The organism is Nonomuraea sp. NPDC002799, from assembly GCF_053592075.1.
The window spans coordinates 1-24,575 of the sequence record NZ_JBSFVA010000032.1 but is presented as its reverse complement, the minus strand read 5'-3'; the positions used below and the strand labels follow the sequence as shown (position 1 = coordinate 24,575).

Genomic DNA, 24,575 nt, shown 5'->3' with positions numbered 1-24,575 from the left:
TAGTAGCAGAACGGAACCATTTATTCCGCATAATCCTTGAGCGTGATGGCGTTGGCCGCGCGGTGGATGGGGCCGGCGATCCTCTCGATCATCCGGTCGCGGCCGGGCAGGTGCGGGAGCAGCTTGATGATCTTGAGCTGGAACCAGAGGGCGGTGCGTGAGGGGATCACCATGCCCTTGACGTTCGCGGGGCCGAGCGCCTGGTTGGCCGCGGTGAACGCGCGCAGCTCGCGCTCGTAGCCGGCCGCCCCGCCACCCGCGGCCAGCTCGCCCGCCAGCACGTACGCCCCCACGAGCGCCAGGCTCGTGCCCTGACCCGAGGCCGGCGAGGCGCAGTAGGCCGCGTCGCCCACGAGCACCACGCGCTCGGTCGACCAGCTGTCCATGTGGATCTGGCTGACCGAGTCGAAGTAGAAGTCCTTGGCGTCGCGTACGGCGTCGAGCAGCTTGGGCACCTCCCACCCGACCCCCTTCATGGCTCCGGCCAGCAGCTCCTTCTGCCCGGCCAGGTCGCGGTGGTCGTAGGTCAGCGGCGGCGACGACCAGATGAACAGGGCCTTCGCGCCGGCGTCCTGGCGGGTGCTGTAGACGTTGGCGGTCCTGCCGGGAGCCACGTGCACGGCCTCCTCGCGGTCGAGGCCGAGCGTGTTGGGCACGGAGCAGATCGAGATGTAGTAGCCCAGGTCGCGGGCGAACCGCGGCTCCTCGCCGAAGGCGATCCGCCGGACGTTGGAGTGGGCCCCGTCGGCTCCGACGACCAGGTCGAAGGTGCGGGACGGCCCCTGCTCGAACGTCACCGTGCCGTCCTCGGCGATGGCGGTGATGGAGTCGTCGAAGAGGTATTCGACGTCGTCGCGGGTCAGGTCGTACAGCAGCTCGTTGAGGTCGCCGCGCATGATCTCGATGTCGCCGCCCGTGCGCCCGCCGAACAGGTCGGCGTCCATGGTCGCGACCGCCCGGCCCTTGGTGTCGTAGTGGGTGGCGACGCGCATGTCGGTGCTCTTGGCGCGGACCGCGTCGAGCAGGCCCATGCGCTCGACGACCTGGAGCGCCGCGCCGCGTAAGTCCACCTTGTATCCGCCCTCGCGGATCGCGGGGGCCCGCTCGACGACCGTCACGGTGTAGCCGTGCCGCCGGAGCCAGTAAGCCGTCGCCGTGCCGGCGATGCTCGCGCCGGAGATGAGGATGTTCGCCATGAGGCGAAGGTACAACTGTCTGAGACGTTTGTCTAGGACAGTTGTGCTACTGTCGGAGCATGGGAAACAGGGAAGATCTGCTCGCCGGGGCGAAGCGGTGCCTGATCGAGAAGGGCTATACGCGCACCACCGCGCGTGACATCGCCACCGCGTCCGGAGTGAGTTTGGCGGCCATCGGCTACCACTTCGGGTCGAAGGAGGCGCTGATGAACGAGACGCTGTTCGAGGCGATGCGGGAGTGGGGCGACGAGCTGGGCGCGACCCTGGCGACCGGCGTGCGGGCGGACGCCACGCCGCTGGAGCGGTTCGAGGCGGCGTGGGATCGGGTGGTGGCATCGTTCTCGGCGCTGCGGCCGCTGTGGGTCACCCAGTTCGAGCTGCTCGGGCAGATCGATCACCTGCCCGGCGTGCACGAGCAGCTCGTCGGCGGGATCAAGGAGGCGCGGCTGGGGCTGGCCGAGTTGTTCGAGGGGATCGAGCAGGGGAGCGACCCGGAGCGGGCGCGGCTGACCGGGACGGTCTATCAGGCCCTGCTGACGGGATTCCTGTCACAGTGGCTGTTCGACCCGGACAGCGCGCTGTCCGGGCGCGAGGTCGTCAAGGCGCTACGGATGATCGCCGGCTGACGACCCCGCGGATCGTCAGGGCGCCGCGGATGATCGTCGGCTGACGACCTCGCGAGCGGGCTAGAAGGCGCTTATGGTGGCGGGCGCCCGCTCGGCCCGGCTCAGCGAGCGGATGACCGCCGTCGCGCCATGGCGGTGCACGGCCAGTCTGGCCAGCAGCTCTACCACGGGATCGATGACCGGCGACGGCAGCTCGGGCGTGGCCACCCCCACGCTGGCCGCCAGATCGTCGGCGTGCACGACCAGCTCCACCAGCCGGGTGAGCAGGAAGTCGTCGAGCCGCACCGACCAGCCCGACCAGGGCAGGTGCACGACCCGGCCCACCGGCTCGGCGGGCAGCGCGGCCCGCTGCGCGTCGAGCAGCGCCTGGGCCCGGTCCGCCAGCGCCACGGGACCGTCGGCCGCGGCGGCCTCGCCCCCGCGCCGGACGCTCACGTTGCTCTCGTGGTCGAGCCCGGCCTGCACCCACGGCGAGCGCGCATAGTGCTCAAGCAGCTCGATCGGCTCCTGCGCCTCCCCGTCGGGCACGAGCACGTCGCGCACCCTGACGAGCTGATGCGCCAGGTGCCCCGCCAGCCCCGCGACGCTGAACTCCGTGAGCGCGCTCCGCTTCTCCCACGCCCCGGTCACGGCCGGCTCGCGCAGCAGCTGCACCGCCGACGCCGCCGCCACCAGATAAGCCTGCCGGATCTCCCCCATGGGCCGCCCTTCCCCTGTCCGCATAACCAGGGCCAACAGTAGCCGTTCGCCAAATATTGCCGCTTAGCTGGATTCCGGGTGAGCGAGCGCCTTCCTGATCGCGGACCGGATGAACGCGCGAGCCAGCTTGGCCCGCCTGAACCGGCTCAGCGGCGGCGCGGGCGTGTCGTACCGGCGGGCCCGCACGTCCGTCACCACCCTCTCCGGCGCCCCCAGCTCGGCCAGCACGTCGAGGGCCTCCCGCTTGCTGATCAGCCGCCCGTCCCGCAGGGTGACCGTGGCCCTGGCGACGGTCACCATGCCGAGGTCCACCCAGATGTCGCGCAGCCAGCGCCGCCGCCCGCGTGTCTTGACCAGCCAGTAGTCACGCAGGTCGGTCCGGACGAAGTCGGTCAGCACCGTGTCCGACACCGGCGGCAGCAGCCCGGCGGGCGGCGGCCCGTACAGCTCAAGGGCCGCCTGCTGCAGCTCGCGGCGGGTGATCGCGGTGACGGGACGGCGGAAGATGTGCTCGTGCGCCCACGTGACGTGCTCGGCCGACAGGTCGGTCAGCTCCTGGTTGGACATGTACGAGCAGTGCAGCTTGTCCGCCAGCGGCAGGTCGATCGCGCGGTGCAGGTGCTTGAGCCGCCGCCACTGATCCATGGTCATGGGCCCGTCGACGATCGCGATCAGATCGAGGTCGCTCCGGCCGGGCTGGTAGTCGCCCGCCGCGAGCGAGCCGTGGGCCCACAGCGCCACCAGGGGAACGGCCGGTTCGACACCCTGGCGGAAATGCTTCAACAGGCGGTCGGTGGCTGCGTGCATGATGGTCACTATGATCCATTTTGGCCCGACAGAAAAGGCCGCTTCGTCAGGGTGCGCTGAACAGCGCGCTCACTGACTCCCCGTCGTGGATCCGCCGCATGGCCTCGGCCAGGGCGGGCGCGATCGACAACACCGTGAGCTTGTCGCTGGGCTTGGGCGGCGGCACGGTGTTGGTGCAGACGATCTCCACGACCTCGGGCAGCTCGCTCAGACGCTCGATCGCCCCGCCCGCGAACAACCCATGGGTGCAGGCCACGCGGACGGACCGGACGCCCTGCTCGCGCAGCCGGTCGAGCAGCTCGATGACCGTGCTGCCCTTGGCGATCTCGTCGTCCAGGATGATCACGTCCCGGCCGGCCACCTCGCCGATCACCGAGCTGATCACCACCCGGTCGTCGCTGTAGCGCTGCTTGGCGCCCATCGCGACCCCGGTGCCGAGCAGGCGGGCGAAGTGCGCGGCCTCCTTGGCGTTGCCGAGGTCGGGGGAGACGACGACGGTGTTCGACAGGTCGTAGCGGCGAAAGTGTGTCGCCAGCTCCCGCAGCGCGTGCAGGTGGTCGACGGGGACGCTGAAGAAGCCGTGCACCTGCGGCGAGTGCAGTGTCATGGCCAGCACCCGGTTGGCGCCCGCGGTCGCCATCAGGTCGGCGACCAGCCGCGCGCCGATGGAGATGCGCGGGGCGTCCTTCTTGTCGCTGCGGGCGTAGGCGTAATGCGGCATCACGACGGTGGTTCTGGCCGCGGAGGCGCCCCGGGCGGCGTCGAGCATGAGCAGCAGCTCGACCAGATGCTCTTGCACGGGCGGGACGAGGGGCTGGATGAGGAACACGTCGCGCTCGCGGCAGTTGGCCTGCAACTGCACCTCAAGCACGTCATTGGCGAAGCGGTGCACCTGGACGGGGTGCAGGGGCGTGCCTAGGTGGGCGCAGATCTCCTCGGCAAGTTCGGGATGGGCGCTGCCACTGAAAACCGTGATGTCTCGCACGATTCCGTAAGCTTAGCCACCGCACCCCGGCCGTTACGAGAGCGACTCGGGGGTAAGGGCATCGAGGTCGGGCAGCACGCGCCAGGCCAGCGCGAGCGCGTCCGGCGCGGGCGGGTAACGCGGGTGCGGCACGGCGATGACGCGCATGCCCGCCGCGTGCGCGGAACGCAGCCCGTTGCTGGAGTCCTCCACCGCCACGCAGTCGCGCGGGTCCACCTCCATCCGCCGGGCCGCCTCCAGATAGCCGTCGGGGGCGGGCTTGCCGCGCTCGACCTCCTCGGTCGAGACGGTGGCCGCGAAACACTCCTTCAGCTCGGCCGCGTCCAGCACCACGTCGATCAGCCGGCGCGGGGACGAGCTGGCCAGCCCCAGCGTGACCTGGGCCGACAGCCGGCGCACGGTCTCCACCGCCCCCGGCATCAGCGGCACCCCGTCGCGGTAGCGCGCCGCCATCCGGTCCACCACGCCGCGCGCGATGTCGCCGGGCGTCATCCGCACCCCCAGCTCGTGCAGGTAGGCGGCCCACTCGGAGGTGCTCATGCCCATGAGCCTGGACTGGGTGTCGGGCTGCCACGAGCCGCCGTGCTCGGCCACGAACGCCCGCCGCACCTCCTCCCACACCGGCTCGGAGTCGACCAGCACACCATCGAGATCGAACACGCACGCTTCCATAGGGCACAGACAATCACATGGCCAGATCGGACTCCTCGACCGGTTTGTTCTCCAGGAGCCGGGCCACCATCGCGGCCCGGGTGGAGACCTCCAGCTTGGAGAAGATCCGCCGCAGATGCGTGGCCACCGTCCAGGTGCTGATCTCCAGCACCCTGGCGATCTCCTTGTTCGTGAACCCCCTGCCCACCATGCGGGCGATCTCGGCCTCGCGCGGCGTCAGCGTGACGGCGGCGCCGACGTCGCAGGTGATCACACATCGGGTTTCGCCCACCGTCAGATCCAGCAGGACCCCGCTCCCGTCGGGTGGAACGCTCCCACGGAGCAGGATGTCGATCAGGTGCCGTGCCGCCGCTTCTGCCTCTGGCGCATGGCTCATCGAACCACCCCCCGCCATTTGACAGGAAAGTCACATCGTAGTCCCGACAGGCCGCGAGGAGGAGTCACATGATTGCGTGACCTGCGAACGGGTGACTGTCTCTGAGCCTTGACCTGGCGTACAACCACCTTGTCGGGACGCACATGCGAGGAGATCACCGCCCACTTCTTCCGCGAGCCGGCCAGGAGGTAGCCGATCATGATCGAGGAGCCCGCGTCCGCCCTGCGGCGGACCGCGTACGACCTGCGCGCCGCGGTGGACGCGCTGGCCATCACGGTCACCGAGGACCGCCCCGACGGCAGGCCCGGTCACAAGTTCCTGCAGGACCTGGAGGACGGGGTCGGCGACCTGGCGGGCGCGGCGGCGGAGATCTGCGCGCACGCCGACGAGCTGGGTGAGGAGCTGGACCCGCCGGCGACGGCCAGGGCGCTGGCCGGGACGCATCGAGGGACGATCGACGCGTCGCGGCGGCTGCGTACCTGGCTGCTCGACGCGGAGCGGGTGGCGGAGCTGCACCGGCTGGCCGGCGTCTGGGGACGCCCGTGGCGCGCCTGGACGGACGTGGTCCTCGCGGGTCTGGGGAGCGCGGGCGCGGCCCTCGACGACGTCGAGGACTCCCTGCTCGCGTCCTGGAGCCGTCTCATCGAGCGCACGACGGTCGCGCCGGTGCCCGTGCGCCTGCTCGCGCCTTCGACGATCGACAGAGAGAGGCTGCGGACATGACTGAAGGGCAGAGAGCACGGCAGGAGCTCGCCGATCGCCTGAGCGCGGACCTCATCGCCGGCCCGCGACTCGCCGAGGCGCTCGGCGAGGCCCGGATGCCGGACGGCGTGGCGTCGTACGACGAGAACGTCACCTCCGAGCGGATCGACGCCGTCGGCGACCTCTACTACGTCTACCAGCACGAACGGCTCGGCGTCTTCAAGGTCGTGCGCAAGCTGCAGGAGCTGTTCAGGGCCGGCACGGTGCGGTTGCCGGGCGGCAGGGGCGCGTTCGGGCTCTACCAGTTCGACCGCCGCGACATCCTGCGTTACACGCGGGCCGACCGGGCCGCCGCCTACGGCCGGGTGCTCGGCTACAGCCGCGCGGTGCCGTCGGGGTCGCGCAGGAACGCCGAGTTCCATGAGCTGTTCACGCACTTCATGAACCAGGTGACGCTCTACCGGCGGGACAAGCGCGTCTCCGACGTGATCAGGGAGCGGGCCGGCGACCCGAGCTTCGGCAGCATCGCCGTGGTCCGCCGGGCCGGCCTCGATCTGCGCAACAACCTCAAGTCCGCCTCCTTCGGCCGGCTGAACGTGTTGCGGGTCGAGCTCATGCAGGTGCTGGACGAGGCGTTCAGGATCCTGGAGTCCGACGACGTCAAGCGGCTGTTCGGCGCGGACGACTCGTGGGACGTGCTGGCGGAGGCGCTGAGCCGTTACTACGACGAGCGGCCGGAGACCTCGCCCAGGCAGCGGATGGGCGTGTCGGGGCGCGAGGCGCTGCGGTGGCTGGCGCGACCGCACATCCTGCAGACCACGCGGGCGCGGTTCGAGGCGTTGCTGCTGGAGATCGCCGAGTACGCCGAGGAGTGGCTGACCAGTGCCGAGGCCATGGGCCCGGCCGATGTCCCGATTGCCCGAGATTAATGCTTTTAGGGGTGTTTATTGAGCTTTCCGGTTCTCTTACCGGGCATGCGGTTAGGTATGGCAGACCTTCCATTTCACGACAGGGGCGACTTCGAGGACGCTGACCGCGGCTTCATCGCCAAGCTCAGCCCCGCGGTCGTCAAAGCGGCGGACGGCCGGGTCGTCTGGGACAACGACTCCTACGACTTCCTGCGGGAAGACTGCCCCGATACCGCCCATCCGAGTCTCTGGCGGCAGAGCCAGCTCTGCGCCAAACAGGGCCTGTACGAGGTCGCCGACGGCATCTACCAGGTACGCGGCCTGGACCTGTCGAACATGACGCTGATCGAAGGCGAGCACGGCGTCATCGTGGTCGACCCGCTGGTCTCCGTCGAGTGCGCCGCCGCGGCGCTGGGGCTGTACCGCGCCCACCGCGGCGACCGTCCGGTGACCGGCGTGATCTACACCCACGCGCACGCCGACCACTTCGGCGGCGTGCGCGGCGTGACCGGCGGAGACGTCCCGATCCTGGCTCCGGCCGGGTTCATGGAGCACGCGGTGGCGGAGAACGTCTACACCGGCCCGGCCATGACCCGCCGGGCCGTCTACATGTACGGGCCGGCCCTGCCCCGATCCCCGGAGGGCCAGATCGGCGCCGGTCTCGGCATGACCAACTCGACCGGCACCATCTCCCTCATCGAGCCCACCGTCGACGTCACGCGTACCGGCCAGGAGGAGAGCGTCGACGGCGTCCGGATCGTCTTCCAGCTCACGCCGGACTCCGAGGCGCCCGCGGAGATGACCTTCCTCATCCCGGAGCGCCGCGCCCTCTGCCTGGCCGAGAACGCCACCCACAACCAGCACAACGTCCTGTCCCTGCGCGGCGCCGCCGTCCGCGACGCCCGCGCCTGGTCGCGCTACCTCACCGAGGCCATCACCCTGTTCACCGACCGGGCCGACGTCGCCTTCGCCTCGCACCACTGGCCCACCTGGGGCGGCGAGAACATCGTGCGCTTCCTCGGGCAGCAGCGGGACCTGTACGCCTACCTGCACGACCAGACGCTGCGCCTGCTCAACCGGGGCCTGACGGGACCCGAGATCGCCGAGGCCGTGCACCTGCCGCCCGACCTTGAGCAGTCCTGGCACACGCACGGCTACGTCGGCTCGGTCAGCCACAACGTCAAAGCCATCTACCAGCGCTACCTGGGCTGGTTCGACGGGAACCCGGCGCACCTGTGGGCGCACCCGCCGAGGGAGAGCGCGCTGCGCTACGTCGACTGCCTGGGCGGCGGCCCGGCCGTGGTCGAGGTCGCCCGGCGCTACATCGAGGAGAACGACCTGCGCTTCGCCGCGCAACTCCTCAACCACGCCGTCTTCGCCGACGAGGGCAACAAGGAGGCCAGAGATTTGCTGGCGGAGGTCTACACCCGGCTCGGCCACGGCGCCGAGAACGCCACCTGGCGCAACTTCTACCTCATGGGCGCCCTGGAGCTGGCCGACGGCATCGTGCCCGCCACCCCGGACGCCACCTCGCCCGACCTGCTCTCGGGGCTGAGCGTGGAGCAGATCTTCGACTCCATCGCCATCCGGGTCAACGGCCCGCGGGCCTGGCACGAGCGGCTGGCCATCGACTGGCATCTGACCGACCTGGGGGAGCGGCACCGGACGACGTTGTCCAACGGCGCCCTCATCCAGCAGCGCGAGCCCCGCGACGAGAGCGCCGACCTGACGTTGCGGCTGACCAAGGCGCAGCTCGTGGGGCTGCTGGCGGGCAAGGGGGTCGAGGGCGTCGAGCGAGAGGGGAACACGGCGGTGTTGCAGCGGCTGGTCGCCGTGCTCGACCACGCGGTGCCCGACTTCGCCATCGTGACGGCCTGACCTGCTCCGGTGGTTCGGCCTGCTCCGGCGGCCCGGCCTACTCCGGTGGCCGCTGCTCGATCGCCGTGTGCAGCGCCTTGCAGGCCAGCGCGAGCAGCGTCACCACCACCGCCCCGACGCCGGGCCCGACGACCAGCGGCAGCGTCAGCTCGCCCGCGTGCCAGGCCGCCGCCAGGATCGTGGCCGAGGTCAGCACCGTCGCGCCGAACGCGGCCAGCCACAGCGGCAGCAACTCCAGGTAGGAGAACAGCAGCGGGAACGCCAGCCACACGAACGGCGGCGCCGCCACGGCCAGCACGACCCACCCGGCCGTCACCACGCCGAGCCACGCCTGCGCCGCCGTCATCATGCCGAGCCACGGCTGCGCGGCGGACCCCGCGCTGAGCCAGGGCGTCAGGCCGCCGGCGTACACGAGGCCGAGCAGCAGGCCGCCGACGGCCTCGGTCACGCGGTCCTCGCGGAGCACGGTCACCACGGCGATCAGCAGCAGCCCGCAGGCCGTGACGTGCACCGCCCATCTCAGCAACCGCAACGGTATGTTCGTCATCAATCACCAACAGTAACCGCCGGAGGGCGACCGGCGCGATGCGGCCGCGCCACGAGCGCTCTCAGACCGGCGCCATGAGCGCTCTCAGCCCCGCGCCATGAGCGCTCTCAGCCCCGCGCCATGAGCGCTCTCAGCCCCGCGCCACCCTGCGCCGGGCCAGCGCGTAGTACAGAGCGCCGGCCAGCACGAGCGCGACCACCACGCCGATGTTCGCCGCGCCGAACGTGCTCGCCTTGAGCTCCTCGCTCATCAGGAAGCCGACGACCTGGGCGATGTGCTCGTCGGCCGAGACGATCAGGCCGAGCCCGATGACCGACGCCACGGTCAGCGACACCACCCCGGCCCAGTTGAACGCGGGCGCGCCGGGCCGCAGCAGCCGCTCGTCGTAGGCGCGCCCGCCCGCCCGCAGCAGCCACATGTCCACCAGGAAGATCGCCACCCAGGCGGCCATCACCACCCCGGCGATCGCCAGGAACGCCTGGAAGGTGCCGAGGAAACTGGTGGAGACGAACAGCAGGTAGTAGCCGCCGAGCAGCATGAGAACCCCGTCGATCAGCACCGCGAGGTGCCTCCTGACCGGCACGCCCAGCGCCAGCATCGACAACCCCGACGAGTAGATGTCCATGATCGCCCCGGCCAGGAAGCCGCCGATGGCGGTCAGCAGGTACGGCAGCAGGAACCACGTCGGCAGCGCCCCCGCCAGCGCGGCCACCGGGTCGCCGCCCGCCGCCTCGGCCAGCTCCGGATCGCCGCCCGCCAGCAGCACCCCGAACACCAGCAGCACCATGGGCGGCAGCGCCCCGCCCAGCGTCGTCCACAGGGCCACCGACCTCGGGCGGGAGCCGGCGGGCAGGTAACGGGAGTAGTCGGCGCCGCAGTTGACCCACCCCAGGCCGAGCAGCGTCATCGCGAAGATGACGCCGCCCAGCCAGCGGCCAGGACCGGCCGACGTCTCCAGTGACACGCCGAGTCGCGGCGCCATGAGGACCAGGTAGACGACCGTGAGCACGACGAACACGTACGTCAGGTAGCGCTGCACCACCATGATCATGGCGTGCCCGAACATGCCGATCACGATCACGGCCAGCGCCGCGACGGCGAAGCACACCGCCGTCGCCGTCGTGCGCGGGACGCCGGGCGCGAGGCGCGTCAGGATCTCGGCGCCGCTCTGCGCGGAGAGTGTGACGAGCACGATCTCCCAGCCGACGTTCGAGATGTAGGAGAACACGGTGGGCAGCTTGTTGCCCAGGTAGCCGAAGGGGGCCCGGCCCAGTGTCATCGTCGGCACGCCGGATCGGGCGCCGGCGATCGCGACCAGGCCGACCAGGAGGAACGAGAGCGCGTACCCGACGGCTCCGGTGATGATCGCCGGAATGACGCCGAGGCCGAGACCGACGATGTACACGCCGAAGGCGACGCCGAACAGCGACAGATTGGAGCCGGCCCAGGGCCAGAAGAGGTCACCCGGGCGGCCGTGGCGCTCCGACTCGGGGATCGCGTTGATGCCGTTCTGCTCGACGGTCATCGTGTCCATGATCGGACGTTACCTGGCTTCTGCCCCAGAAGCACCTGCGATTTTCGGCCGGATCCGCCGCAGGGTCGTGGGCAAAGAAATCCCCGATGGGCGATATTTCGTGATCTGCTGGGAAATATCTGCGGAATGCGGCGGGTCGTACCGTCTTCGCCTGACGTTCCGCAGAGAGGTTGCCGTGATGGGGGCGTCCAGGCCCGACACGCGAAAACGGGCGCTCGCCGTCTGCCTGATGGCGGCGTTCATGACGGGGCTGGACGTGAGCATCGTCAACGTGGCGCTGCCGTCGATCCGCGACGGTCTGCACGCGACGGAGGACGGCCTGCAGTGGACGTTGTCGGGGTACGCGCTCACGTTCGGCCTGCTGCTGGTCCCGGCCGGGCGGCTGGGGGACGCCAGGAGCCGGCCGACCCTGTTCATGTGGGGGGTGGCGCTGTTCACGCTGTCCAGCGCGGCGTGCGGTTTCGCGTGGAACATGAACGTGCTGATCATCGCCAGGCTGGTGCAGGGGATGGCGGCCGGAATACTGAACCCGCAGGTGTCGGGGCTGATCCAGCAGATGTTCCGCGGGCACGAGCGCGGGCGGGCGTTCGGGGCGCTCGGTGCCACGATCGGCGTGTCCACGGCCGCGGGCCCGCTGATCGGCGGGGCGCTGGTGAGTGTGTTCGGGCCCGACCACGGGTGGCGATGGGTGTTCCTGGTGAACGTGCCGATCGGGCTGGTGCTGCTGCCGATGGCGTGGCGGCTGCTGCCCGCGCCGCGACCGGCCGGCGCCCGCCGGCGCGAGAGCATGGATCCCATCGGCGTGCTGCTGCTGGGCGTGGGGGTGGCGGCGTTGCTGCTGCCCTTCATCCAGCGCCACCAGTGGGAGGGCGAGACCAAGTGGCTGCTCATCCCGGCGGCCCTGGTCATCCTGACCGGTTTCGTGGTGTGGGAACGCGCCTACCGCGGGGAGTCCCTGGTCAACCTGGCCCTGTTCCGCAAACGTTCCTACAGTCTCGGCGCGGCCATCGCGCTGTTCTACTTCGCCGGCTTCACCGGCATCTTCTTCATCTTCACGCTCTACCTGCAGAGCGGCCACCAGTACAGCGCGTTGATGGCGGGTCTGTCGATCACCCCGTTCGCCCTCGGCTCGGCCTCGGCCGCCGTGGTGGGCGGCCGGCTCGTCGCCCGCGCCGGCCGGCGGCTGGTGGCCGTCGGCCTGTCCCTGGTGATCGTCGGCCTGCTGGCCACGATGGTGGCGGCCGCGCTGGTCCCCGGCCAGGCGGTGGGCTTCGCCACCGCCCTGCCACTGCTGCTGGCGGGCACGGGCAGCGGTCTGGTGATCTCGCCCAACCAGGCGATCACGCTCTCCGAGGTGCCGCCCGAGGGTGGGGGGAGCGCGGCCGGCGTCCTGCAGACGGGTCAGCGCCTCGGCTCGGCCATCGGCATCGCGGCGACGGGGTCGACGTTCTTCGGGGCGCTGGGGGACGGCTGGACGGCGGCGTTCCGGCACGGCCTGATGGTGGTGCTGGGGTTCGTGATCATCGCCCTGGCCGCCGCCACGTACGATCTCATCCGTACCTACCGCTGACTCACCGCAGGCCCTTTGCCAGCAGCTCCTTGGCCGCCGCAGGAGCCTTCGCGGGGGAGCCGGCGTCGAACGGCGGTTGCGGGTCGTACTCGATGGCGAGCTGGATCGCCTCCGCCGTCGTCCGGCCGGCGATGCGCGCCACCAGCGTGAGCGCCATGTCGATCCCGGAGGAGACCCCCCGCGGCGGTCACGATCTTCCCCTGCTCGACGACCCGCTCGGACGTGTACGTCGCCCCGAACGACTCCAGGACGTCCACCGCGCCGGCGAACGCCGCGTCGGCGGTGATGGCCAGCCACCTGGGCACGTCGCGAACGGGCCCGGCCTCTGCCGCGACGAACACGATCTCGGCGCCCGGCAGGAACTTGAGCACCTCGTACGGGCCGACGGCGTCGAGGGCGGTGAACCGGTCGAACAGCGGTATGGCGATGCGCACAGCGGCTCCCCTTCTTCACGGTAGGCCGCGAGCTTTCCACAGGCTGTGGACGCATCGCGCCTTTCCTCATGGTGAGCTATTTCCCGTGCGGGTCGGCGGCGTTGAGCGTTTTGACCACCTGGTCGTAGTCACCGCGCGCCTCGCCGTACCGCAGGAACTTGACGCGCTCGACCTGGATTTCCTGCGCGTCGGGCTGTGACTCCACCAGCGCGAGGACCTCCGCCACGAACTCGTCGAGCGGCATCGCGAACTCGCTGTCCTCCTGCCCGGGCAGCAGCGAGGTGCGGACGGCCGGCGGCTCCAGCTCCACGACTTTCACACTGGTGTCGGCGAGCTGCAGCCGGATCGACTCGCTGAGCATGTGGATGGCGGCCTTGGACGCGTTGTAGCTCGGCGTGACCTTGAGCGGCGCGAACGCGAGACCCGAGGAGACGGTGACGATCGTGGCGTCCGGCTGCGCCCGCAGGTGCTCGATGAAGGCGGCGATGAGCCGGATCGGGCCGAGCACATTGGTCGTCACGACCGACTCGGCAGCGGCGAGGAACGTCTCGGGCGTGCGCCAGTCCTCGATCCGCATGATGCCGGCCATCGCGACGAGCACGTTGAGGTCCGGATGCCTGGCCAGCACCTGCTCGGCGGCGGAGCGGATGCTCTCGGCGTCCGTCGTGTCGATCTGTACGGTGTCGATGCCGGGATGCTCGGCGGCGATGCGCTCCAGCAGGTCGGCGCGCCGGCCGCCGACGATGACACTGTTACCCCTGCCCAGCAGCTCGACCGCGAGGGCGAGACCGATGCCGCTGGTGGCGCCGGGGATGAAGATGGTGTTTCCCGAGATGTTCATGCTTGGAGTGTTCCCGATCGGCCGCCACAGGTGCAGAGACCGGTTGTCGGGGGATCGGCGATCCCTGGTTCACCCACGGAACCAGCCGATAATGGGGCACATGGATCGTGCAGCACTGGCAGACTTCCTGCGCCGCCGCCGCGAGGAGCTTCGCCCTGAGGACGTGGGGCTTCCCACGGGCGCGCGCCGCCGGGCCCCGGGCCTGCGGCGTGAGGAGGTCGCGGTCCTCGCCGTGATGTCGACCGACTACTACACCCGGCTCGAACAGCAGCGCGGCCCGCAACCCAGCGTCCAGATGCTGGCCTCGCTCGCCCGTGCGCTCCGCCTGTCAACCGGCGAACGCGACTACCTGTTCCAGATCGCCGGCCGCAACGCCCCGTCATCGGTGTCGGCCACCACGCATGTCGCCCCCGCCCTGTTGCGGGTGCTCGACCGCCTTGAGGACACCCCGGCGCTCATCCTGTCCAGCCTGGGGGAGACGCTGGTGCAGAACCGGATGGCCGCCGCCCTGTTCGGCGACAAGTCGGGCTACACGGGCCTGGCTCGCAGCGAGATCTACCGCTGGTTCACCGATCCCGCCGAACGGCTGCGCTACCCCGAGGACGACCGAGACCGGCAGAGCCGCGCCCAGGTCGCGAACCTGCGCACCGCGTACGGGTCGATGGGTCCGCGCTCGCGGGCCGGCGAGCTCGTGCGGGCCCTGCGGCAGGCGAGCGCGGAGTTCGGCCGGTTGTGGGAGCGGCACGAGGTCGCGAAGCGCTTCGAGGATCACAAGACGCTCATCCATCCTGAGCTCGGCGCGATCGAGCTGGACTGTCAGGTGCTGTTCACCGAGGACCAGTCGCAGGCCCTGCTCGTGCTCACCGCCCCGCCGCGTACCGAGGGTCACGAGAAGCTGCGGCTCCTGGCGGTGCTGGGGCAAGACCGCGTTTCACGCTGAGGCGACTCGGCGGCCTTCATTTGTCGCCGACCGGTGTGAAGTGTTCCGCCGGGGTACGGGCGACCGCGACGATGCGTTCCAGTGCCGTCGCGTGGCGCTGGAACGCATCCCGTCCCTCCGGGGTGAGCCGGACGAAGGTGCGCCGGATCCCCTTCTCCTGCTCCTTGCGCACCGCGACGTATCCGGCGTTGGCCAGCGCGGAAACCTGTTTGGACAGGGCCGAGTCGCTGGTTTCGATCGTGTCCCGCAGAAAGCCGAACTCGACCCAGCCGGCCGGCGCCAGCAGCGCGACGATCGACAACCGCGCCGGAACGTGCAGGAATTCGTCGAAGGAGGAGTCCATCAGTGGTGACCGTTCTCCTGTCACATGGCCGCCTTGGCGACGCGGCGGATCAGCGGCGTGGCCGCGACGAACGTCAGAGCCGTGACGCCCGCGGCGAGCGTCGCCCGCGCGGTCAGCCCCAACGCGCCGGCCGCGAAACCGGAGGCGAGGAAGACCAGCAGCGGGCTGATTCCCCAGCCCACGTAGAACAGCGACTCCCGGAGGGTGGGCACCCAGAGACGGCGCGGACGGACGGCGGCTCGGCACATCCGTAACTGTTGCACGATCACGACTCCCATATACAGGCCGAGACCGAGCACGCAGCCGATGTCGTCCCAGGGAGGCTGGAGGTCGCCGGACCCGTAGGCGACGAAGATCCCCAGCGCCAGGAGGAACATGTAGGGGAGGGCGAAGTTGTGGCGGACGAGCTCGTCGCGAGTTCGGTCCTGAAGGTGGTGGATCTGGTCGAGCGAGTACTGGGCGTCGTGCGGGTACATGGAACCATCCTTGGTCGTCGAGCTACTTTCCTATAAGGAAAATAGCATCGACTTTCCTCGGAGGAAAGTGCCGGAGCCGCCGGCGACGCCTGGGCCACCCAAAGCCGCCGCTGTGCGGCTGGACTCTCCTACCGTGGGAGGCCCCATGCTGATCCCACGTCAGGGAGACGGTGTGACCGTCCGCCGCGTGAGCGCGAGGAGAGCGACGCATGACCATCGTGAAGGACGTCGAGGCCCGCGGCCTGCACCACTGCGAGACGACGGCGCTGGGCGTGCTGCTGCGGCATGAGGGACTCGATCTGTCCGAGCCCATGCTGTTCGGGCTGGGCTCCGGCCTGTCCTTCATCTATTGGGACGGCAAGAGCATGGCGTTCCCCTTTCTCGGCGGCCGCGTCAAACCCTTCGACCTCACCCGGAACCTGGCCGCCAGGCTGGGGCTGACCTTGCTGGCCGAGGAGACCACCTCACCGCGCAAGGCGTGGGCGAACGTGGCCGCCCCCATCGACGCCGGTCGGCCGGTCGGCCTCCAGCTCGACTGCTACCACCTGGACTATTTCCGCGCCCAGGTGCACTTCGGCGGTCACGTCGTCGCCATGTACGGCTACGACGAGCACGACGTCTACCTGGTGGACACCGACCAGCAGGGCGGAGCCGTACGCACCAGCCGGGCCGGCCTCGCCCTGGCGCGCGCCGAACGCGGCCCGATGACCGCCAGGAACCGATCCTTCACCCTCACCCGGCCGGCTCACCCACCGTCCTGGCAGGACCAGATCATCCCCGCCATCAAGGACTGCGCCGACGCCTTCCTCGCCGCACCCATCGCGAACCTGGGCCACCGCGGCATCGAGAAAGCCGGCAAACAGGTGCCCGGATGGCTGCTACGCGCCGGCGAGCCGCAGCAGGACCTGCCGCAGGCCGCCCTCCTCATGGAGAAGGGCGGGACCGGCGGTGCCCTGTTCCGGGCCCTCTATCGCGACTTCCTCGACGAGTGCACCCGGCTGATCGACGACGGCCACCTCCGCACCGGTCACAGGCTGTACGCCGAGGCCGCCGTCCTGTGGACGGACGTGGCCGCCTTGATCGCGAAGGCTGGGGAGAACGGCGACGCCGGGCACCTCGACCAGGCCGGCGTCCTCCTCCACGATCTCTCGCGCATCGAGAAGGACGCCATGCAGGCGCTGCGTCAGTTGTAGCTTCCACGGCCTCGCCGTCGTGCACCTTGGGTCACGACTCGGGTCGGTCGCCTTTTATCGAGCCCAGGTACTCGTTCACCTGGCGCGGGTTGTAGCCGCGGAAGACGAGGGCGAAGCTCGGGCTGGAAGAAGGTCCCGGCTGCCGGATCGAGGCTAGGTACTGGTCCACGTCGCTTCGGCGATAACCGCGCATCGTCACCTCGAAGAGGGGCTGCCCATCAGTTGCCCGCGGCTTTCGCTTGCGCAAAACGTCCCGCGTGACGCTGATGGAAAGCCAGATCCCCAGGAGTGCGATGGCCAGGTTGCCTACGAGGTCCAGCCCCGAAGGACGGACAGCGACCAATCGCACCAGGCCGCCTATTACCAGGACCGGCGGCGCGGCGAACACCACGATCTTCTGGCCAATGGGAAGATCGTCCCACCAAGGCCTACTCATGGCATCAAATGTGCCAGAAGCGGTGCCAGGTCGTACATGCTGAACACTTGGCCTTCGACTGGCACGCGGTGTGCACGCTCGACTCGGGTTCGCTGCCCGCTGACCTTGGCGGCTCGTCATGGTTACGCTGATCGTCATGCGAGTCGGCGAGGCATCTCTGCGGCTGGTGGACGTGACGTCGGCGTTGGACACGGCTCTTACCGCCTTAAGGGCTGCGGGGGCCGACCCGAGATACCGCGTCGGTGGCACAAGTGCCGCTCTGCTGCAAGGTGTTCAGCTTCCGGTCGGAGATGTCGACCTCTTGGTGGCTCGGCGGGAGGACGTGGACACGTTCGGTGCCGCTCTCTCGTCCTTTCCCTGCCTGTATGCGGCCTCCTGGATCCCCGTGAGTTCGCAGTATTTCGCCAGGTACGAGGTGAACGGGGTTCATTTCGAGATCAGCACAGTCGAGCAGGAGACCGACTCCGATGAGATGGAGTGCATCGGCCGTGGCCCGTGGCAGCACTATGTCCTGATCACGTGTGGCTCGCATCGTGTTCCGGTGGTCCGCCTGGAGTTGCGGCTGGCCACAGAGTTGTTGCGTGATCGGTCCGACAGGTATGAGCCTCTCCTTGACCACCTGGCGGCGCAGGGGTTCGACGCTGCTCTTCTGCACAGGGCCATGGCAGCTCGCGGTCTTTCTGCGGAACGCAGGCGCATGGTCGATGAACGCCTCGCTCCCTCCTCTCAAAAAGGCCGAACTCAGTAGTTGCCACTTTCATGACCATCGCCACACCGCAAACGCCCGCCCTCCCTTCCAGATCGGCGGGGACGGAGACACCGGCGAGAGTCCGCGCTGCGGTCGGTTCGGGACAGCACGACAGTGTGACGTCAGGTCACGAACCTTGATGTGGGTCATTCGGCCTCGGTGGACGCGACTTGCCAAAGCAGGCATGCTGATTCCCTCCATACGGAGGATCAGATGGCGATCGGGTTCACCGACATTCTGCTGCTGGCGACATGGGCCGTTCCGGCCGTACTGGCGTTCTTCTTGCTTTACTGGGCGATCCGCCTGGCCATCAGACATGAGCGGCGACGAGTGCCGAGTCCCCAAGAAATCCTGACTCAGGAGCGACGGGAACGCATGGCGGCAGAGCGTGCCGAGCACTATCGCACCAGGCGGCGCTGGCCCGAATAGTAAGGGCCCGAGGGGTTACTTCAGAACCTGACGAAGACTCATGGTGAGGAGTCTCATCCTGACCTGGGCCTTTGCTCGTGGAGCAGGTGACGGGAATCGAACTCGCGCTGCTACGGCACGACGGCCTCCCTCTGTCCGGCCGCATGGGATCCCGTGGACCCCGGAACGGGATACCGCCGCTATCACGGCGACCAGATCCCGCTCGGCCGGCTAACCTCCGGTGTCCCTCCGCCGTCCGGGACCGGTGTGCCGAGTTGATGGCGGCTTGGCCCTAACCTATGGCGCGCTGTTTGTCCCTGAGGTGCACGTATGTCGATAGCGGAACCCTTCCGATCGCAAGATCGTTGCTCCCTCGATGGCAGATGCATCAACTTCGACAGAGGAGAACCGGCGGCCTATGGCATGGCTTCGAAATGCTGAGCAGGACATCGGGCAAACCATTGCGGAGGCTCGGCGGGCGAATGAAGAGGGTCATGAGATCTTCGTGTCTCGGCTCCGAGCGAAGTCCGAAACCATGCGTGCATGGGCTGTGCCGGATGCGGCAGAGCTGATTGAGGGCGTCGAGCGTGAAGGGTGGCAACTCAGTCATATGTCGGAGAACCTGATCGGAGATGCCCTTCCGCTGATGACCTGCATCTTCCGTCGTCGCTGATTGCAGAGTTCAAAGCGGCGGCGTGGCAAACCTGATCGGTGCGTTCGGTCAGGACGGCGCGGCAGGCGGACGGCCTCGCCCGTTCCCGCGCCGTCCGGGACCGGTCCCAAGGCCGCATGCCTGTACGGCGGTAGGCGGCGAGCTGGCGTGCGGTGGCACGTCGTGCCGCCGCTTGTCGGGCCGGTCGTGAATAACCGTGATTGACCCCTCGCCACCCCCTTGATGGCACGCTAATGGGTCACTCCCGAAGGTCATTCACCGCTCAGGACTGGGAATCGCTCCTCCGCAGCAACCAGGGCGTCAACGATCGCCGGAATGTCTGTCTGATCCAAGCCTTCTACCTCGAACCGGACACTCCACGATGAGCTCCACCCAATGCTCCATCGAGGACAGTACGGCGCGCCCCTGAGCCTCTGCGTAGATGCGTTGTAGATCCACCCGGAAGTCACGTAGTTCCTCGATCCGGAGACCAGCGTCGATCTTGGCGTTGAAGCCTCCGACGTGCACGAGGACGGGAGAGGTGAGCCAGTTTCCGTCCCAGAAATCAGTGGCGCCGGGGTGCATGCGACCTACTACTCGGATCGCCACGTGATCGGCCTGCTTGCTCCTTCCAATGACGATCTCTATGGAGTCCATGCGCTCATCCTGCACGAGCAGGCGCGGCCTCGCGCACGCCGCTCGCCTGATGATCCCGTCTGCTGTCGACCCGCCCGAAGGGGAAGTGGCCCTGCTCTGCTCGGCGTGTCCGGGTGGATGGCGGGCGAGACGATCAGGCCTCCTCAGCTACTTACGGCCCAGGCATAGGCACTGCGATCATCCCGGGGCCGGAGCGCATAACTGAAATTTGGCTCTCATGTACTGTCTGGAACAGCCCCAGCGGGTGATTAGACATGTCCAAGCGGCCGTCGCTCACGAGCCGGGTTCTTTGGCTTCGCGGTCGTTCCGAGGCCTTGTCCTGACCGAGGGATTCTGTTTTTGATCGTTGCGCTCAGCAAGTGTTGCGGCTAACGAGGCAATCATGAAGCCAATACCGATCAGAGCGAACGTCATGCCTTTGCCGTCAGCGCGGCTGTACTGGCCAGTCACGTAACAACCGCTCATGACGAAAGCCAGTGATCCCAGGACGATGAAAAGAAACATCGGGCGCATGAGGCCTGATCGTACGGGTCGCCTGGATCATGCGACAGGTTGCATTTCAATCGGAGTGAACATTCGCCAGTATCCCGGTTGAGGCCGGCAGCCTTGCGGGCCTCAACGATGAGTTTCACGAGGTCGGTCGCCGGCTTGGGGCTTGCGGCGACGGTCGCGTGGGCGGTCATGCTGTGCGGGCTGCCGTCGAGCTGTTCCCCGGCGCGTCGGTGGCGTGGAGTCGGCACGTTCGTACAAGTCCTGGCCAGATTCTCCGGACATCATGTGGGGCACATGCCACATTTCCGAGGAGAGGGTCGCGATGCTCAATCTGTCGATCATTCTGGAAGACAGCGCCCGCAGTGTCCCGGACCGCACCGCGCTGGTCTTCGGCGACCTGCGCCTGCCGTACTCCATGGTGGACTCCGTCGCGAACCAGGTGGCCAACCTGCTGGTGGCGCGTGGGATCGGCAAGGGAGACAAGGTCGCGCTGCTCTGTCCGAACGTGCCCTACTTTCCCTTTGTCTACTTCGGCATCCTCAAGGCCGGGGCGACCGTCGTTCCGCTCAACGTGCTGCTACAGCCGCGCGAGATCGCCTACCACCTGGCCGACAGTGACGCCAAGGCGCTGTTCTGCTTCGAGGGCGCGCCCGAGCTGCCCATGGGCGCGCGCGGGCGGGAGGGCTTCGACGCCGTCGAGGGCTGCGAGCACTTCGTCGTCCTGCCCGCCACGCCGCTGGCCACCGAATCGCAGTACGGCGAGTCGCTCTGGGCGGCGTTGGACGGCATGTCCGGAGAGTTCGAGACGGTGCAGACCGCGCCTGACGACACCGCGGTCGTCCTCTACACCTCGGGTACCACCGGTCAGCCCAAGGGCGCCGAGCTGACCCACCTGAACATCCTGATCAACACCATGGTCAGCGACGAGATGTTCCCCGCCGACCCGGACGGCGACGTCTCGCTCATCGTGCTTCCGCTCTTCCACTCCTTCGGTCAGATCCCAGGCATGTGCGTGAGCCTGCGCCGCCGAGCCACCCTTGTGCTTCAGCCGCGTTTCGAGCCCGGCGAGGCGCTGGAGCTCATGCGCAGGGAGGGGGTGACCATGTTCGCGGGGGTGCCGACGATGTTCTGGGCGTTGCTGTCGAAGATCCACGCCGATGGGGCCGAGCCACCCTCAACGCTGCGGCTGGCGGTGGCGGGCGGAGCCTCCTGCCCCGTCGAGGTGCTCAAGGACTTCGAGGCCACCTTCGGCATCCCGATCCTGGAGGGTTACGGGCTGTCGGAGACCTCCCCGGTGGCCAGTTTCAACCAGCTCGGGCGGCCCACCAAGCCCGGCACCGTCGGCTACCCCGTCTGGGGCGTGCAGATGCGGCTGGTGGACGACCACTGGAACACCGTCGAGGGCGAAGGCCCCGGCGAGGTCGCCATCCGCGGGCACAACGTCATGAAAAGCTACTACGGACGGCCCGAGGCCACCGAGGAGGTCATGCGCGACGGCTGGTTCCGCACCGGAGACATCGCCACCCGCGACGAGGACGGCTACTACGCCATCATCGACCGCACGAAGGACATGATCATCCGGGGCGGCTTCAACGTCTACCCTCGCGAGCTGGAGGAGGTGCTGATGACGCACCCGGCGGTCTCGCTGGTGGCGGTGGTCGGCGTGCCCCACGGCTCGCACGGCGAGGAGGTCAAGGCCTACGTCATCCCGTCGCCCGGCGCGACGGCGAGCGAGGAGGAGCTCATCGCCTGGTGCAAGGAGAACATGGCCGCGTACAAGTATCCACGCGTCATCGAATTCCGTGACTCGCTGCCGATGACGGCGACCGGCAAGATCCTCAAGCGCGAGCTGCGGTAGCCGTACTCAGCCATCAGGTTGGTGACACACCCTCGCGTTGGTGAACGTGGCCGCTTCGACCGGGGTAGGCCGACAGCTCTCAGCGCTCGCGCCGGTCGAGGGCTTGGGCGTCTTGCGGTTCAAGGCAACCAGTCGATCGCGGCGGCAAGCTCGGAGGGCGTATTCCCGAAGGTGTCCCGGAAGACCCGGGTGAAGTGCGGGCTGTCGGTGAACCCGGCGCTGTGAGCGGCCACCGTCAACGTGTCTCCCGCGGCTACGAGGCCGATGGCGCGCTGCAGGCGTAGCCACCGCACGTACGGCCGCAGCGGGATCCCTACGTGCGCGCTGAACAGGTGCGCCAGCCGGCTCGGCGACAGGTGGACCGCGTCCGCCACCGTACGGAGTCGCACCGGCCCTTGTCTCAGGAGTGTGGGGAGCACGGTGATCGCCGCCTCCACCGCCGGGTGGATCGGAACGTTGTCGGCGGCGTTGTGGCCGGTCCACACCTCGACAACTCGCAGCGAGGTCGTCGCTTCGGCTGAGCGCGCATGACCGATCGGCGGCTCGGTGAACATGAGCGGCCGTAATCCCTTGTGGCGCCTCGGTCTCGGGCTCGGTCTCGTGTGAGCCGGTTCGGTGACCGCATGGGCTGGAGAGCCGTAGACGGGCAGATCCCTGTTCTCCGTGACGGATGGCGACCAAGTCGAAGCCTTGGGCCCCGTACCGAAGCGTGCGAGCAGGGACCGGCCTGGCGAACTGCGGGGATCCAGGTGGGCGAGCAGGGCCTCACGAGCTCCGGTGAGTATCGCGTGGCGGGTGTCGGGGGGAATGATGGCGATCTGCGTGGTCAGCCGCTCGCCATGGGCGTCGGCCATGGTGAAGGGCTCGGCGGAGACAATCAGCTGAACCGCATGGTGGGCGTGCAGGCCATTCCTGCCGACCGTCCCGCCGTACAGCATGAGGCCGGGTCGAAGTAGACACCAGCCGCGCCAAGGATGCGACATCACGCCCTCCTTGATCGGCACACCTCGAACGGCGCCGGCCGTACCTCTGCATTCACCAGCCTGGCGCACCGCCGGCGCATGCGCGCTGGTCTCCTAGGGGCCCTCAATGGCGCGCACACCGCCAGACCCTCGCCTGTTACGGTCGGCCATCCTTCGGGGTGTCCGGCGCCCGGCAGCGTGGCTGCCGGGCTGGTGCCGATGGCGCGAACGCTGAAGCCCGGAGGCGCGCGGCAACTTCCTGATCGCCGGCTGCGCCGCGTGACAGTAGGCGCGCAACGGCTGAACCATCGCTCCTCCTCCAGCCAGGGGCACGCAGTGCCCTCTGACGCCGCTGAAAGCGTATCTGGTCATGGGTAACCGGGGTCTTCCGCTGTCTGTCGTCGATATTGAGCGACCGTGGTTGACCCCTCGTCGTCCCTCTTAATGGCCCGCTAATGGCCGAGCGGATCAGCCCGCGACCTGGTGTCTCTTGCGCAACGCGCGCACCCTGCCCGACCGAGACATCGAGATCACACGGTGCTCGGTGAGCCGGGGCTGAGGAACGAAGTCCCGGATCGTCGATCGCCCCCGGACCAGGCGGAGAGATCAGCCATCGCCAGGCGATCGCCAGGGCGGCATGTGGGCGGTGGTACGGCCCCGGTGCGGCGGGGTGGCTGTGTACGGCGGGCGCTGGGTGCGGCGCGCGGCCCTGAGTCCCGCCGCCGTTCGAGACCGGTCCCCAGGCCGCGCATGCCCGGACGGCGGGCGGGCGGAGGGCAGGTGCGGCCGGCGACTGAGACCGAGGTCGAGCAGCGGCGCCTGGCCGACTACGACACCGCGCTGGGCCTGGATGCCGAAGGAGGTGCGGCGTGATGAGAACCTGGCGCCTACCAGCCCATGTCCCTGGCGACCTCTTGTTGGGCGGCGGCGATCTCCTCGGCGGTCGATCGAGGTTGCGGCAGAGGTGGTTGGCGACGACGCCTTGGTCCTCCCGCGCGAAGCCGTGTCGATGCTGGCCTTCATCCTTGCTCAGGTCGCCGAGGGGCGAGGCGTGCAGGTGATGCCGTCGCACGCGGAGCTGACGACCCAGCAGGCAGCAGCCATGCTAAATGTCTCGCGCCCGTATCTCATCAGCCTATTGGAGGCAGGCGCCATCCCGTTCCGGCTGGTCGGCAGGCATCGACGAATCCGGCATGACGATCTTATGGAGTACAAGCGTCAGGACTCGGTTAAGCGCAGAGGCGCGGCCGACGAACTGAGCGAACTAGGGCCTGTTCTGAGTTCGGATCTTCAGGCGGGTTCAAGGCTTCGGATCCATAGGATGGCGCCTCGTAGGTGGAGCCCGGCGAGATAGCTTTCCGGGGTCTTGTCGAAGCGGAAGGCCAGCCCTCGCCACTCCTTCATCAGGTTGATGCAGCGCTCGGCGGTGTTGCGTTCCTTGTACAGCGCCGCATCGTGGCGGAGGGGGCGGCCTCCGCGTGAGCCTCGCTTCTTGCGGTTGGCCGCCTGGTCCTTCTTCTCCGGGATGACCGCCCGGATTCCGCGCCGACGCAGGTAGAGGCGGTTGGCGCGGGAGGAGTAGGCCTTGTCCGCGGCTACCGCGCCGGGCCGGGTACGGGGCCGGCCGAGCCGGAG

Annotated in this window: 30 protein-coding genes; 13 read left to right on the top strand and 17 right to left on the bottom strand. The window is 68.8% G+C overall.

Going from position 1 to position 24,575, the window contains the following annotated elements:
• Window positions 1-20: 20 nt before the first annotated feature.
• Window positions 21-1,196, bottom strand: a complete 1,176-nt coding sequence (locus ACWD0F_RS39425) for an FAD-dependent monooxygenase (RefSeq protein WP_449885797.1) — start codon at window positions 1,194-1,196, stop codon at window positions 21-23.
• Window positions 1,197-1,255: 59 nt separating this feature from the next.
• Here ACWD0F_RS39425 and ACWD0F_RS39420 point away from each other — a divergent pair, with 59 nt between their 5' ends.
• Window positions 1,256-1,822, top strand: coding sequence for a TetR/AcrR family transcriptional regulator (locus tag ACWD0F_RS39420; protein ID WP_449885795.1), 567 nt, complete (start codon window positions 1,256-1,258; stop codon window positions 1,820-1,822).
• A 60-nt stretch (window positions 1,823-1,882) separates the two neighbouring features.
• On the opposite strand, the gene ACWD0F_RS39415 is transcribed toward ACWD0F_RS39420, so the two are convergent.
• The 5 genes from ACWD0F_RS39415 to ACWD0F_RS39395 all read right to left on the bottom strand — a co-directional run bounded on the left by ACWD0F_RS39415 (window position 1,883) and on the right by ACWD0F_RS39395 (window position 5,361).
• Window positions 1,883-2,521, bottom strand: coding sequence for a maleylpyruvate isomerase N-terminal domain-containing protein (locus ACWD0F_RS39415; protein WP_449885793.1), 639 nt, complete (start codon window positions 2,519-2,521; stop codon window positions 1,883-1,885).
• 63 nt (window positions 2,522-2,584) lie between these two features.
• Complete coding sequence (locus ACWD0F_RS39410; RefSeq protein WP_449885791.1) at window positions 2,585-3,328, bottom strand: nucleotidyltransferase domain-containing protein; 744 nt, start codon at window positions 3,326-3,328, stop codon at window positions 2,585-2,587.
• A 46-nt stretch (window positions 3,329-3,374) separates the two neighbouring features.
• Window positions 3,375-4,313 carry a ribose-phosphate diphosphokinase gene (locus ACWD0F_RS39405; RefSeq protein ID WP_449885789.1) on the bottom strand — a complete coding sequence of 313 codons (939 nt, stop codon included), beginning with the start codon at window positions 4,311-4,313 and terminating at the stop codon, window positions 3,375-3,377.
• Between the two features lie 33 nt (window positions 4,314-4,346).
• Window positions 4,347-4,973, bottom strand: coding sequence for an HAD family hydrolase (locus ACWD0F_RS39400; protein WP_449885786.1), 627 nt, complete (start codon window positions 4,971-4,973; stop codon window positions 4,347-4,349).
• Window positions 4,974-4,998: 25 nt separating this feature from the next.
• Window positions 4,999-5,361, bottom strand: a complete 363-nt coding sequence (locus ACWD0F_RS39395) for a response regulator transcription factor (RefSeq protein ID WP_449885784.1) — start codon at window positions 5,359-5,361, stop codon at window positions 4,999-5,001.
• A 198-nt stretch (window positions 5,362-5,559) separates the two neighbouring features.
• Between ACWD0F_RS39395 and ACWD0F_RS39390 the strand changes: the two genes are divergently transcribed.
• From ACWD0F_RS39390 to ACWD0F_RS39380, 3 genes are read left to right on the top strand one after another with little or no spacing between them, the layout of a single operon-like run.
• Window positions 5,560-6,084 (top strand): hypothetical protein, encoded by a 525-nt coding sequence (locus ACWD0F_RS39390; RefSeq protein ID WP_449885782.1) that lies wholly within the window; start codon window positions 5,560-5,562, stop codon window positions 6,082-6,084.
• A complete protein-coding gene (locus tag ACWD0F_RS39385) occupies window positions 6,081-6,992 on the top strand; it encodes a hypothetical protein (RefSeq protein ID WP_449885780.1) in 912 nt (303 codons plus the stop codon). Before ACWD0F_RS39390 ends, ACWD0F_RS39385 begins: the two co-directional genes overlap by 4 nt.
• Window positions 6,993-7,049: 57 nt before the next feature.
• The gene (locus tag ACWD0F_RS39380; protein ID WP_449885779.1) at window positions 7,050-8,849 is read left to right on the top strand and encodes an alkyl/aryl-sulfatase; all 1,800 of its coding nucleotides are present in this window, start codon (window positions 7,050-7,052) and stop codon (window positions 8,847-8,849) included.
• A gap of 37 nt (window positions 8,850-8,886) precedes the next feature.
• Here ACWD0F_RS39380 and ACWD0F_RS39375 read toward each other — a convergent pair whose 3' ends face one another.
• Together ACWD0F_RS39375 and ACWD0F_RS39370 are read right to left on the bottom strand one after the other, a co-directional pair.
• Window positions 8,887-9,396: a hypothetical protein gene (locus ACWD0F_RS39375; protein WP_449885777.1), complete on the bottom strand. Its 510-nt coding sequence runs from the start codon at window positions 9,394-9,396 to the stop codon at window positions 8,887-8,889.
• 130 nt (window positions 9,397-9,526) lie between these two features.
• The gene (locus tag ACWD0F_RS39370) at window positions 9,527-10,930 is read right to left on the bottom strand and encodes a purine-cytosine permease family protein (protein ID WP_449885774.1); all 1,404 of its coding nucleotides are present in this window, start codon (window positions 10,928-10,930) and stop codon (window positions 9,527-9,529) included.
• A gap of 178 nt (window positions 10,931-11,108) precedes the next feature.
• Here ACWD0F_RS39370 and ACWD0F_RS39365 point away from each other — a divergent pair, with 178 nt between their 5' ends.
• Window positions 11,109-12,500 (top strand): MFS transporter, encoded by a 1,392-nt coding sequence (locus tag ACWD0F_RS39365; RefSeq protein ID WP_449885772.1) that lies wholly within the window; start codon window positions 11,109-11,111, stop codon window positions 12,498-12,500.
• Between the two features lies 1 nt (window position 12,501).
• Here ACWD0F_RS39365 and ACWD0F_RS39360 read toward each other — a convergent pair whose 3' ends face one another.
• A complete protein-coding gene (locus ACWD0F_RS39360) occupies window positions 12,502-12,657 on the bottom strand; it encodes a hypothetical protein (protein ID WP_449885770.1) in 156 nt (51 codons plus the stop codon).
• On the opposite strand from ACWD0F_RS39360, the gene ACWD0F_RS39355 reads away from it, so the two are divergent.
• Window positions 12,656-12,958 (top strand): hypothetical protein, encoded by a 303-nt coding sequence (locus ACWD0F_RS39355; RefSeq protein ID WP_449885767.1) that lies wholly within the window; start codon window positions 12,656-12,658, stop codon window positions 12,956-12,958. The genes ACWD0F_RS39360 and ACWD0F_RS39355 overlap by 2 nt on opposite strands.
• A gap of 52 nt (window positions 12,959-13,010) precedes the next feature.
• Here the strand turns inward: ACWD0F_RS39355 and ACWD0F_RS39350 are convergent, their stop codons facing one another.
• Window positions 13,011-13,775 carry an SDR family oxidoreductase gene (locus ACWD0F_RS39350; protein ID WP_449885765.1) on the bottom strand — a complete coding sequence of 255 codons (765 nt, stop codon included), beginning with the start codon at window positions 13,773-13,775 and terminating at the stop codon, window positions 13,011-13,013.
• A 100-nt stretch (window positions 13,776-13,875) separates the two neighbouring features.
• Between ACWD0F_RS39350 and ACWD0F_RS39345 the strand changes: the two genes are divergently transcribed.
• The gene (locus ACWD0F_RS39345) at window positions 13,876-14,715 is read left to right on the top strand and encodes a helix-turn-helix transcriptional regulator (RefSeq protein ID WP_449885762.1); all 840 of its coding nucleotides are present in this window, start codon (window positions 13,876-13,878) and stop codon (window positions 14,713-14,715) included.
• A 16-nt stretch (window positions 14,716-14,731) separates the two neighbouring features.
• On the opposite strand, the gene ACWD0F_RS39340 is transcribed toward ACWD0F_RS39345, so the two are convergent.
• Both ACWD0F_RS39340 and ACWD0F_RS39335 read right to left on the bottom strand, forming a co-directional pair.
• Window positions 14,732-15,058: a winged helix-turn-helix domain-containing protein gene (locus tag ACWD0F_RS39340; protein ID WP_449885759.1), complete on the bottom strand. Its 327-nt coding sequence runs from the start codon at window positions 15,056-15,058 to the stop codon at window positions 14,732-14,734.
• Between the two features lie 20 nt (window positions 15,059-15,078).
• Window positions 15,079-15,534, bottom strand: coding sequence for a hypothetical protein (locus tag ACWD0F_RS39335; RefSeq protein ID WP_449885757.1), 456 nt, complete (start codon window positions 15,532-15,534; stop codon window positions 15,079-15,081).
• A 209-nt stretch (window positions 15,535-15,743) separates the two neighbouring features.
• Between ACWD0F_RS39335 and ACWD0F_RS39330 the strand changes: the two genes are divergently transcribed.
• A complete protein-coding gene (locus ACWD0F_RS39330; protein WP_449885754.1) occupies window positions 15,744-16,727 on the top strand; it encodes a BtrH N-terminal domain-containing protein in 984 nt (327 codons plus the stop codon).
• A gap of 31 nt (window positions 16,728-16,758) precedes the next feature.
• Here ACWD0F_RS39330 and ACWD0F_RS39325 read toward each other — a convergent pair whose 3' ends face one another.
• Window positions 16,759-17,163: a hypothetical protein gene (locus tag ACWD0F_RS39325; protein WP_449885752.1), complete on the bottom strand. Its 405-nt coding sequence runs from the start codon at window positions 17,161-17,163 to the stop codon at window positions 16,759-16,761.
• Window positions 17,164-17,299: 136 nt separating this feature from the next.
• Between ACWD0F_RS39325 and ACWD0F_RS39320 the strand changes: the two genes are divergently transcribed.
• The 3 genes from ACWD0F_RS39320 (at window position 17,300) to ACWD0F_RS39310 (ending at window position 18,992) form a co-directional block, all read left to right on the top strand.
• Complete coding sequence (locus tag ACWD0F_RS39320) at window positions 17,300-17,911, top strand: hypothetical protein (protein ID WP_449885750.1); 612 nt, start codon at window positions 17,300-17,302, stop codon at window positions 17,909-17,911.
• Window positions 17,912-18,124: 213 nt separating this feature from the next.
• Window positions 18,125-18,340, top strand: a complete 216-nt coding sequence (locus ACWD0F_RS39315; RefSeq protein ID WP_449885748.1) for a hypothetical protein — start codon at window positions 18,125-18,127, stop codon at window positions 18,338-18,340.
• Between the two features lie 397 nt (window positions 18,341-18,737).
• The gene (locus ACWD0F_RS39310) at window positions 18,738-18,992 is read left to right on the top strand and encodes a hypothetical protein (protein WP_449885746.1); all 255 of its coding nucleotides are present in this window, start codon (window positions 18,738-18,740) and stop codon (window positions 18,990-18,992) included.
• A gap of 300 nt (window positions 18,993-19,292) precedes the next feature.
• Here ACWD0F_RS39310 and ACWD0F_RS39305 read toward each other — a convergent pair whose 3' ends face one another.
• Together ACWD0F_RS39305 and ACWD0F_RS39300 are read right to left on the bottom strand one after the other, a co-directional pair.
• Window positions 19,293-19,628 (bottom strand): WapI family immunity protein, encoded by a 336-nt coding sequence (locus ACWD0F_RS39305; RefSeq protein WP_449885744.1) that lies wholly within the window; start codon window positions 19,626-19,628, stop codon window positions 19,293-19,295.
• Window positions 19,629-19,901: 273 nt separating this feature from the next.
• Window positions 19,902-20,141 (bottom strand): hypothetical protein, encoded by a 240-nt coding sequence (locus tag ACWD0F_RS39300; protein ID WP_449885742.1) that lies wholly within the window; start codon window positions 20,139-20,141, stop codon window positions 19,902-19,904.
• Window positions 20,142-20,442: 301 nt separating this feature from the next.
• Here ACWD0F_RS39300 and ACWD0F_RS39295 point away from each other — a divergent pair, with 301 nt between their 5' ends.
• A complete protein-coding gene (locus ACWD0F_RS39295) occupies window positions 20,443-21,978 on the top strand; it encodes a long-chain-fatty-acid--CoA ligase (RefSeq protein WP_449885740.1) in 1,536 nt (511 codons plus the stop codon).
• Window positions 21,979-22,097: 119 nt separating this feature from the next.
• Here the strand turns inward: ACWD0F_RS39295 and ACWD0F_RS39290 are convergent, their stop codons facing one another.
• Entirely contained in the window at window positions 22,098-22,982 is an 885-nt protein-coding gene (locus ACWD0F_RS39290; protein ID WP_449885738.1) for a helix-turn-helix transcriptional regulator, read from the bottom strand.
• Window positions 22,983-23,790: 808 nt separating this feature from the next.
• Here ACWD0F_RS39290 and ACWD0F_RS39285 point away from each other — a divergent pair.
• Complete coding sequence (locus ACWD0F_RS39285) at window positions 23,791-24,294, top strand: excisionase family DNA-binding protein (protein WP_449885735.1); 504 nt, start codon at window positions 23,791-23,793, stop codon at window positions 24,292-24,294.
• Here the strand turns inward: ACWD0F_RS39285 and ACWD0F_RS39280 are convergent.
• Window positions 24,231-24,575, bottom strand: a 345-nt coding sequence (locus tag ACWD0F_RS39280; protein ID WP_449885732.1) for a transposase, incomplete at its 5' end; no start/stop codon positions are given. The two genes, ACWD0F_RS39285 and ACWD0F_RS39280, sit on opposite strands and share 64 nt — an antisense overlap.

Coding starts and splice junctions, on each gene's coding strand:
- ACWD0F_RS39410 (WP_449885791.1), bottom strand. CDS start 3,328: ATGCACGCAGCCACCGACCGCCTGTTGAAGCATTTCCGCCAGGGTGTC.
- ACWD0F_RS39360 (WP_449885770.1), bottom strand. CDS start 12,657: ATGGCGCTCACGCTGGTGGCGCGCATCGCCGGCCGGACGACGGCGGAG.
- ACWD0F_RS39340 (WP_449885759.1), bottom strand. CDS start 15,058: ATGGACTCCTCCTTCGACGAATTCCTGCACGTTCCGGCGCGGTTGTCG.
- ACWD0F_RS39390 (WP_449885782.1), top strand. CDS start 5,560: ATGATCGAGGAGCCCGCGTCCGCCCTGCGGCGGACCGCGTACGACCTG.
- ACWD0F_RS39380 (WP_449885779.1), top strand. CDS start 7,050: ATGGCAGACCTTCCATTTCACGACAGGGGCGACTTCGAGGACGCTGAC.
- ACWD0F_RS39370 (WP_449885774.1), bottom strand. CDS start 10,930: ATGGACACGATGACCGTCGAGCAGAACGGCATCAACGCGATCCCCGAG.
- ACWD0F_RS39315 (WP_449885748.1), top strand. CDS start 18,125: ATGGCGATCGGGTTCACCGACATTCTGCTGCTGGCGACATGGGCCGTT.
- ACWD0F_RS39425 (WP_449885797.1), bottom strand. CDS start 1,196: ATGGCGAACATCCTCATCTCCGGCGCGAGCATCGCCGGCACGGCGACG.
- ACWD0F_RS39300 (WP_449885742.1), bottom strand. CDS start 20,141: ATGCGCCCGATGTTTCTTTTCATCGTCCTGGGATCACTGGCTTTCGTC.
- ACWD0F_RS39320 (WP_449885750.1), top strand. CDS start 17,300: ATGCGAGTCGGCGAGGCATCTCTGCGGCTGGTGGACGTGACGTCGGCG.
- ACWD0F_RS39420 (WP_449885795.1), top strand. CDS start 1,256: ATGGGAAACAGGGAAGATCTGCTCGCCGGGGCGAAGCGGTGCCTGATC.
- ACWD0F_RS39355 (WP_449885767.1), top strand. CDS start 12,656: ATGTCGATCCCGGAGGAGACCCCCCGCGGCGGTCACGATCTTCCCCTG.
- ACWD0F_RS39325 (WP_449885752.1), bottom strand. CDS start 17,163: ATGAGTAGGCCTTGGTGGGACGATCTTCCCATTGGCCAGAAGATCGTG.
- ACWD0F_RS39285 (WP_449885735.1), top strand. CDS start 23,791: ATGCCGAAGGAGGTGCGGCGTGATGAGAACCTGGCGCCTACCAGCCCA.
- ACWD0F_RS39330 (WP_449885754.1), top strand. CDS start 15,744: ATGACCATCGTGAAGGACGTCGAGGCCCGCGGCCTGCACCACTGCGAG.
- ACWD0F_RS39395 (WP_449885784.1), bottom strand. CDS start 5,361: ATGAGCCATGCGCCAGAGGCAGAAGCGGCGGCACGGCACCTGATCGAC.
- ACWD0F_RS39350 (WP_449885765.1), bottom strand. CDS start 13,775: ATGAACATCTCGGGAAACACCATCTTCATCCCCGGCGCCACCAGCGGC.
- ACWD0F_RS39415 (WP_449885793.1), bottom strand. CDS start 2,521: ATGGGGGAGATCCGGCAGGCTTATCTGGTGGCGGCGGCGTCGGCGGTG.
- ACWD0F_RS39385 (WP_449885780.1), top strand. CDS start 6,081: ATGACTGAAGGGCAGAGAGCACGGCAGGAGCTCGCCGATCGCCTGAGC.
- ACWD0F_RS39310 (WP_449885746.1), top strand. CDS start 18,738: ATGGCATGGCTTCGAAATGCTGAGCAGGACATCGGGCAAACCATTGCG.
- ACWD0F_RS39345 (WP_449885762.1), top strand. CDS start 13,876: ATGGATCGTGCAGCACTGGCAGACTTCCTGCGCCGCCGCCGCGAGGAG.
- ACWD0F_RS39375 (WP_449885777.1), bottom strand. CDS start 9,396: ATGACGAACATACCGTTGCGGTTGCTGAGATGGGCGGTGCACGTCACG.
- ACWD0F_RS39305 (WP_449885744.1), bottom strand. CDS start 19,628: ATGGACTCCATAGAGATCGTCATTGGAAGGAGCAAGCAGGCCGATCAC.
- ACWD0F_RS39335 (WP_449885757.1), bottom strand. CDS start 15,534: ATGTACCCGCACGACGCCCAGTACTCGCTCGACCAGATCCACCACCTT.
- ACWD0F_RS39295 (WP_449885740.1), top strand. CDS start 20,443: ATGCTCAATCTGTCGATCATTCTGGAAGACAGCGCCCGCAGTGTCCCG.
- ACWD0F_RS39365 (WP_449885772.1), top strand. CDS start 11,109: ATGGGGGCGTCCAGGCCCGACACGCGAAAACGGGCGCTCGCCGTCTGC.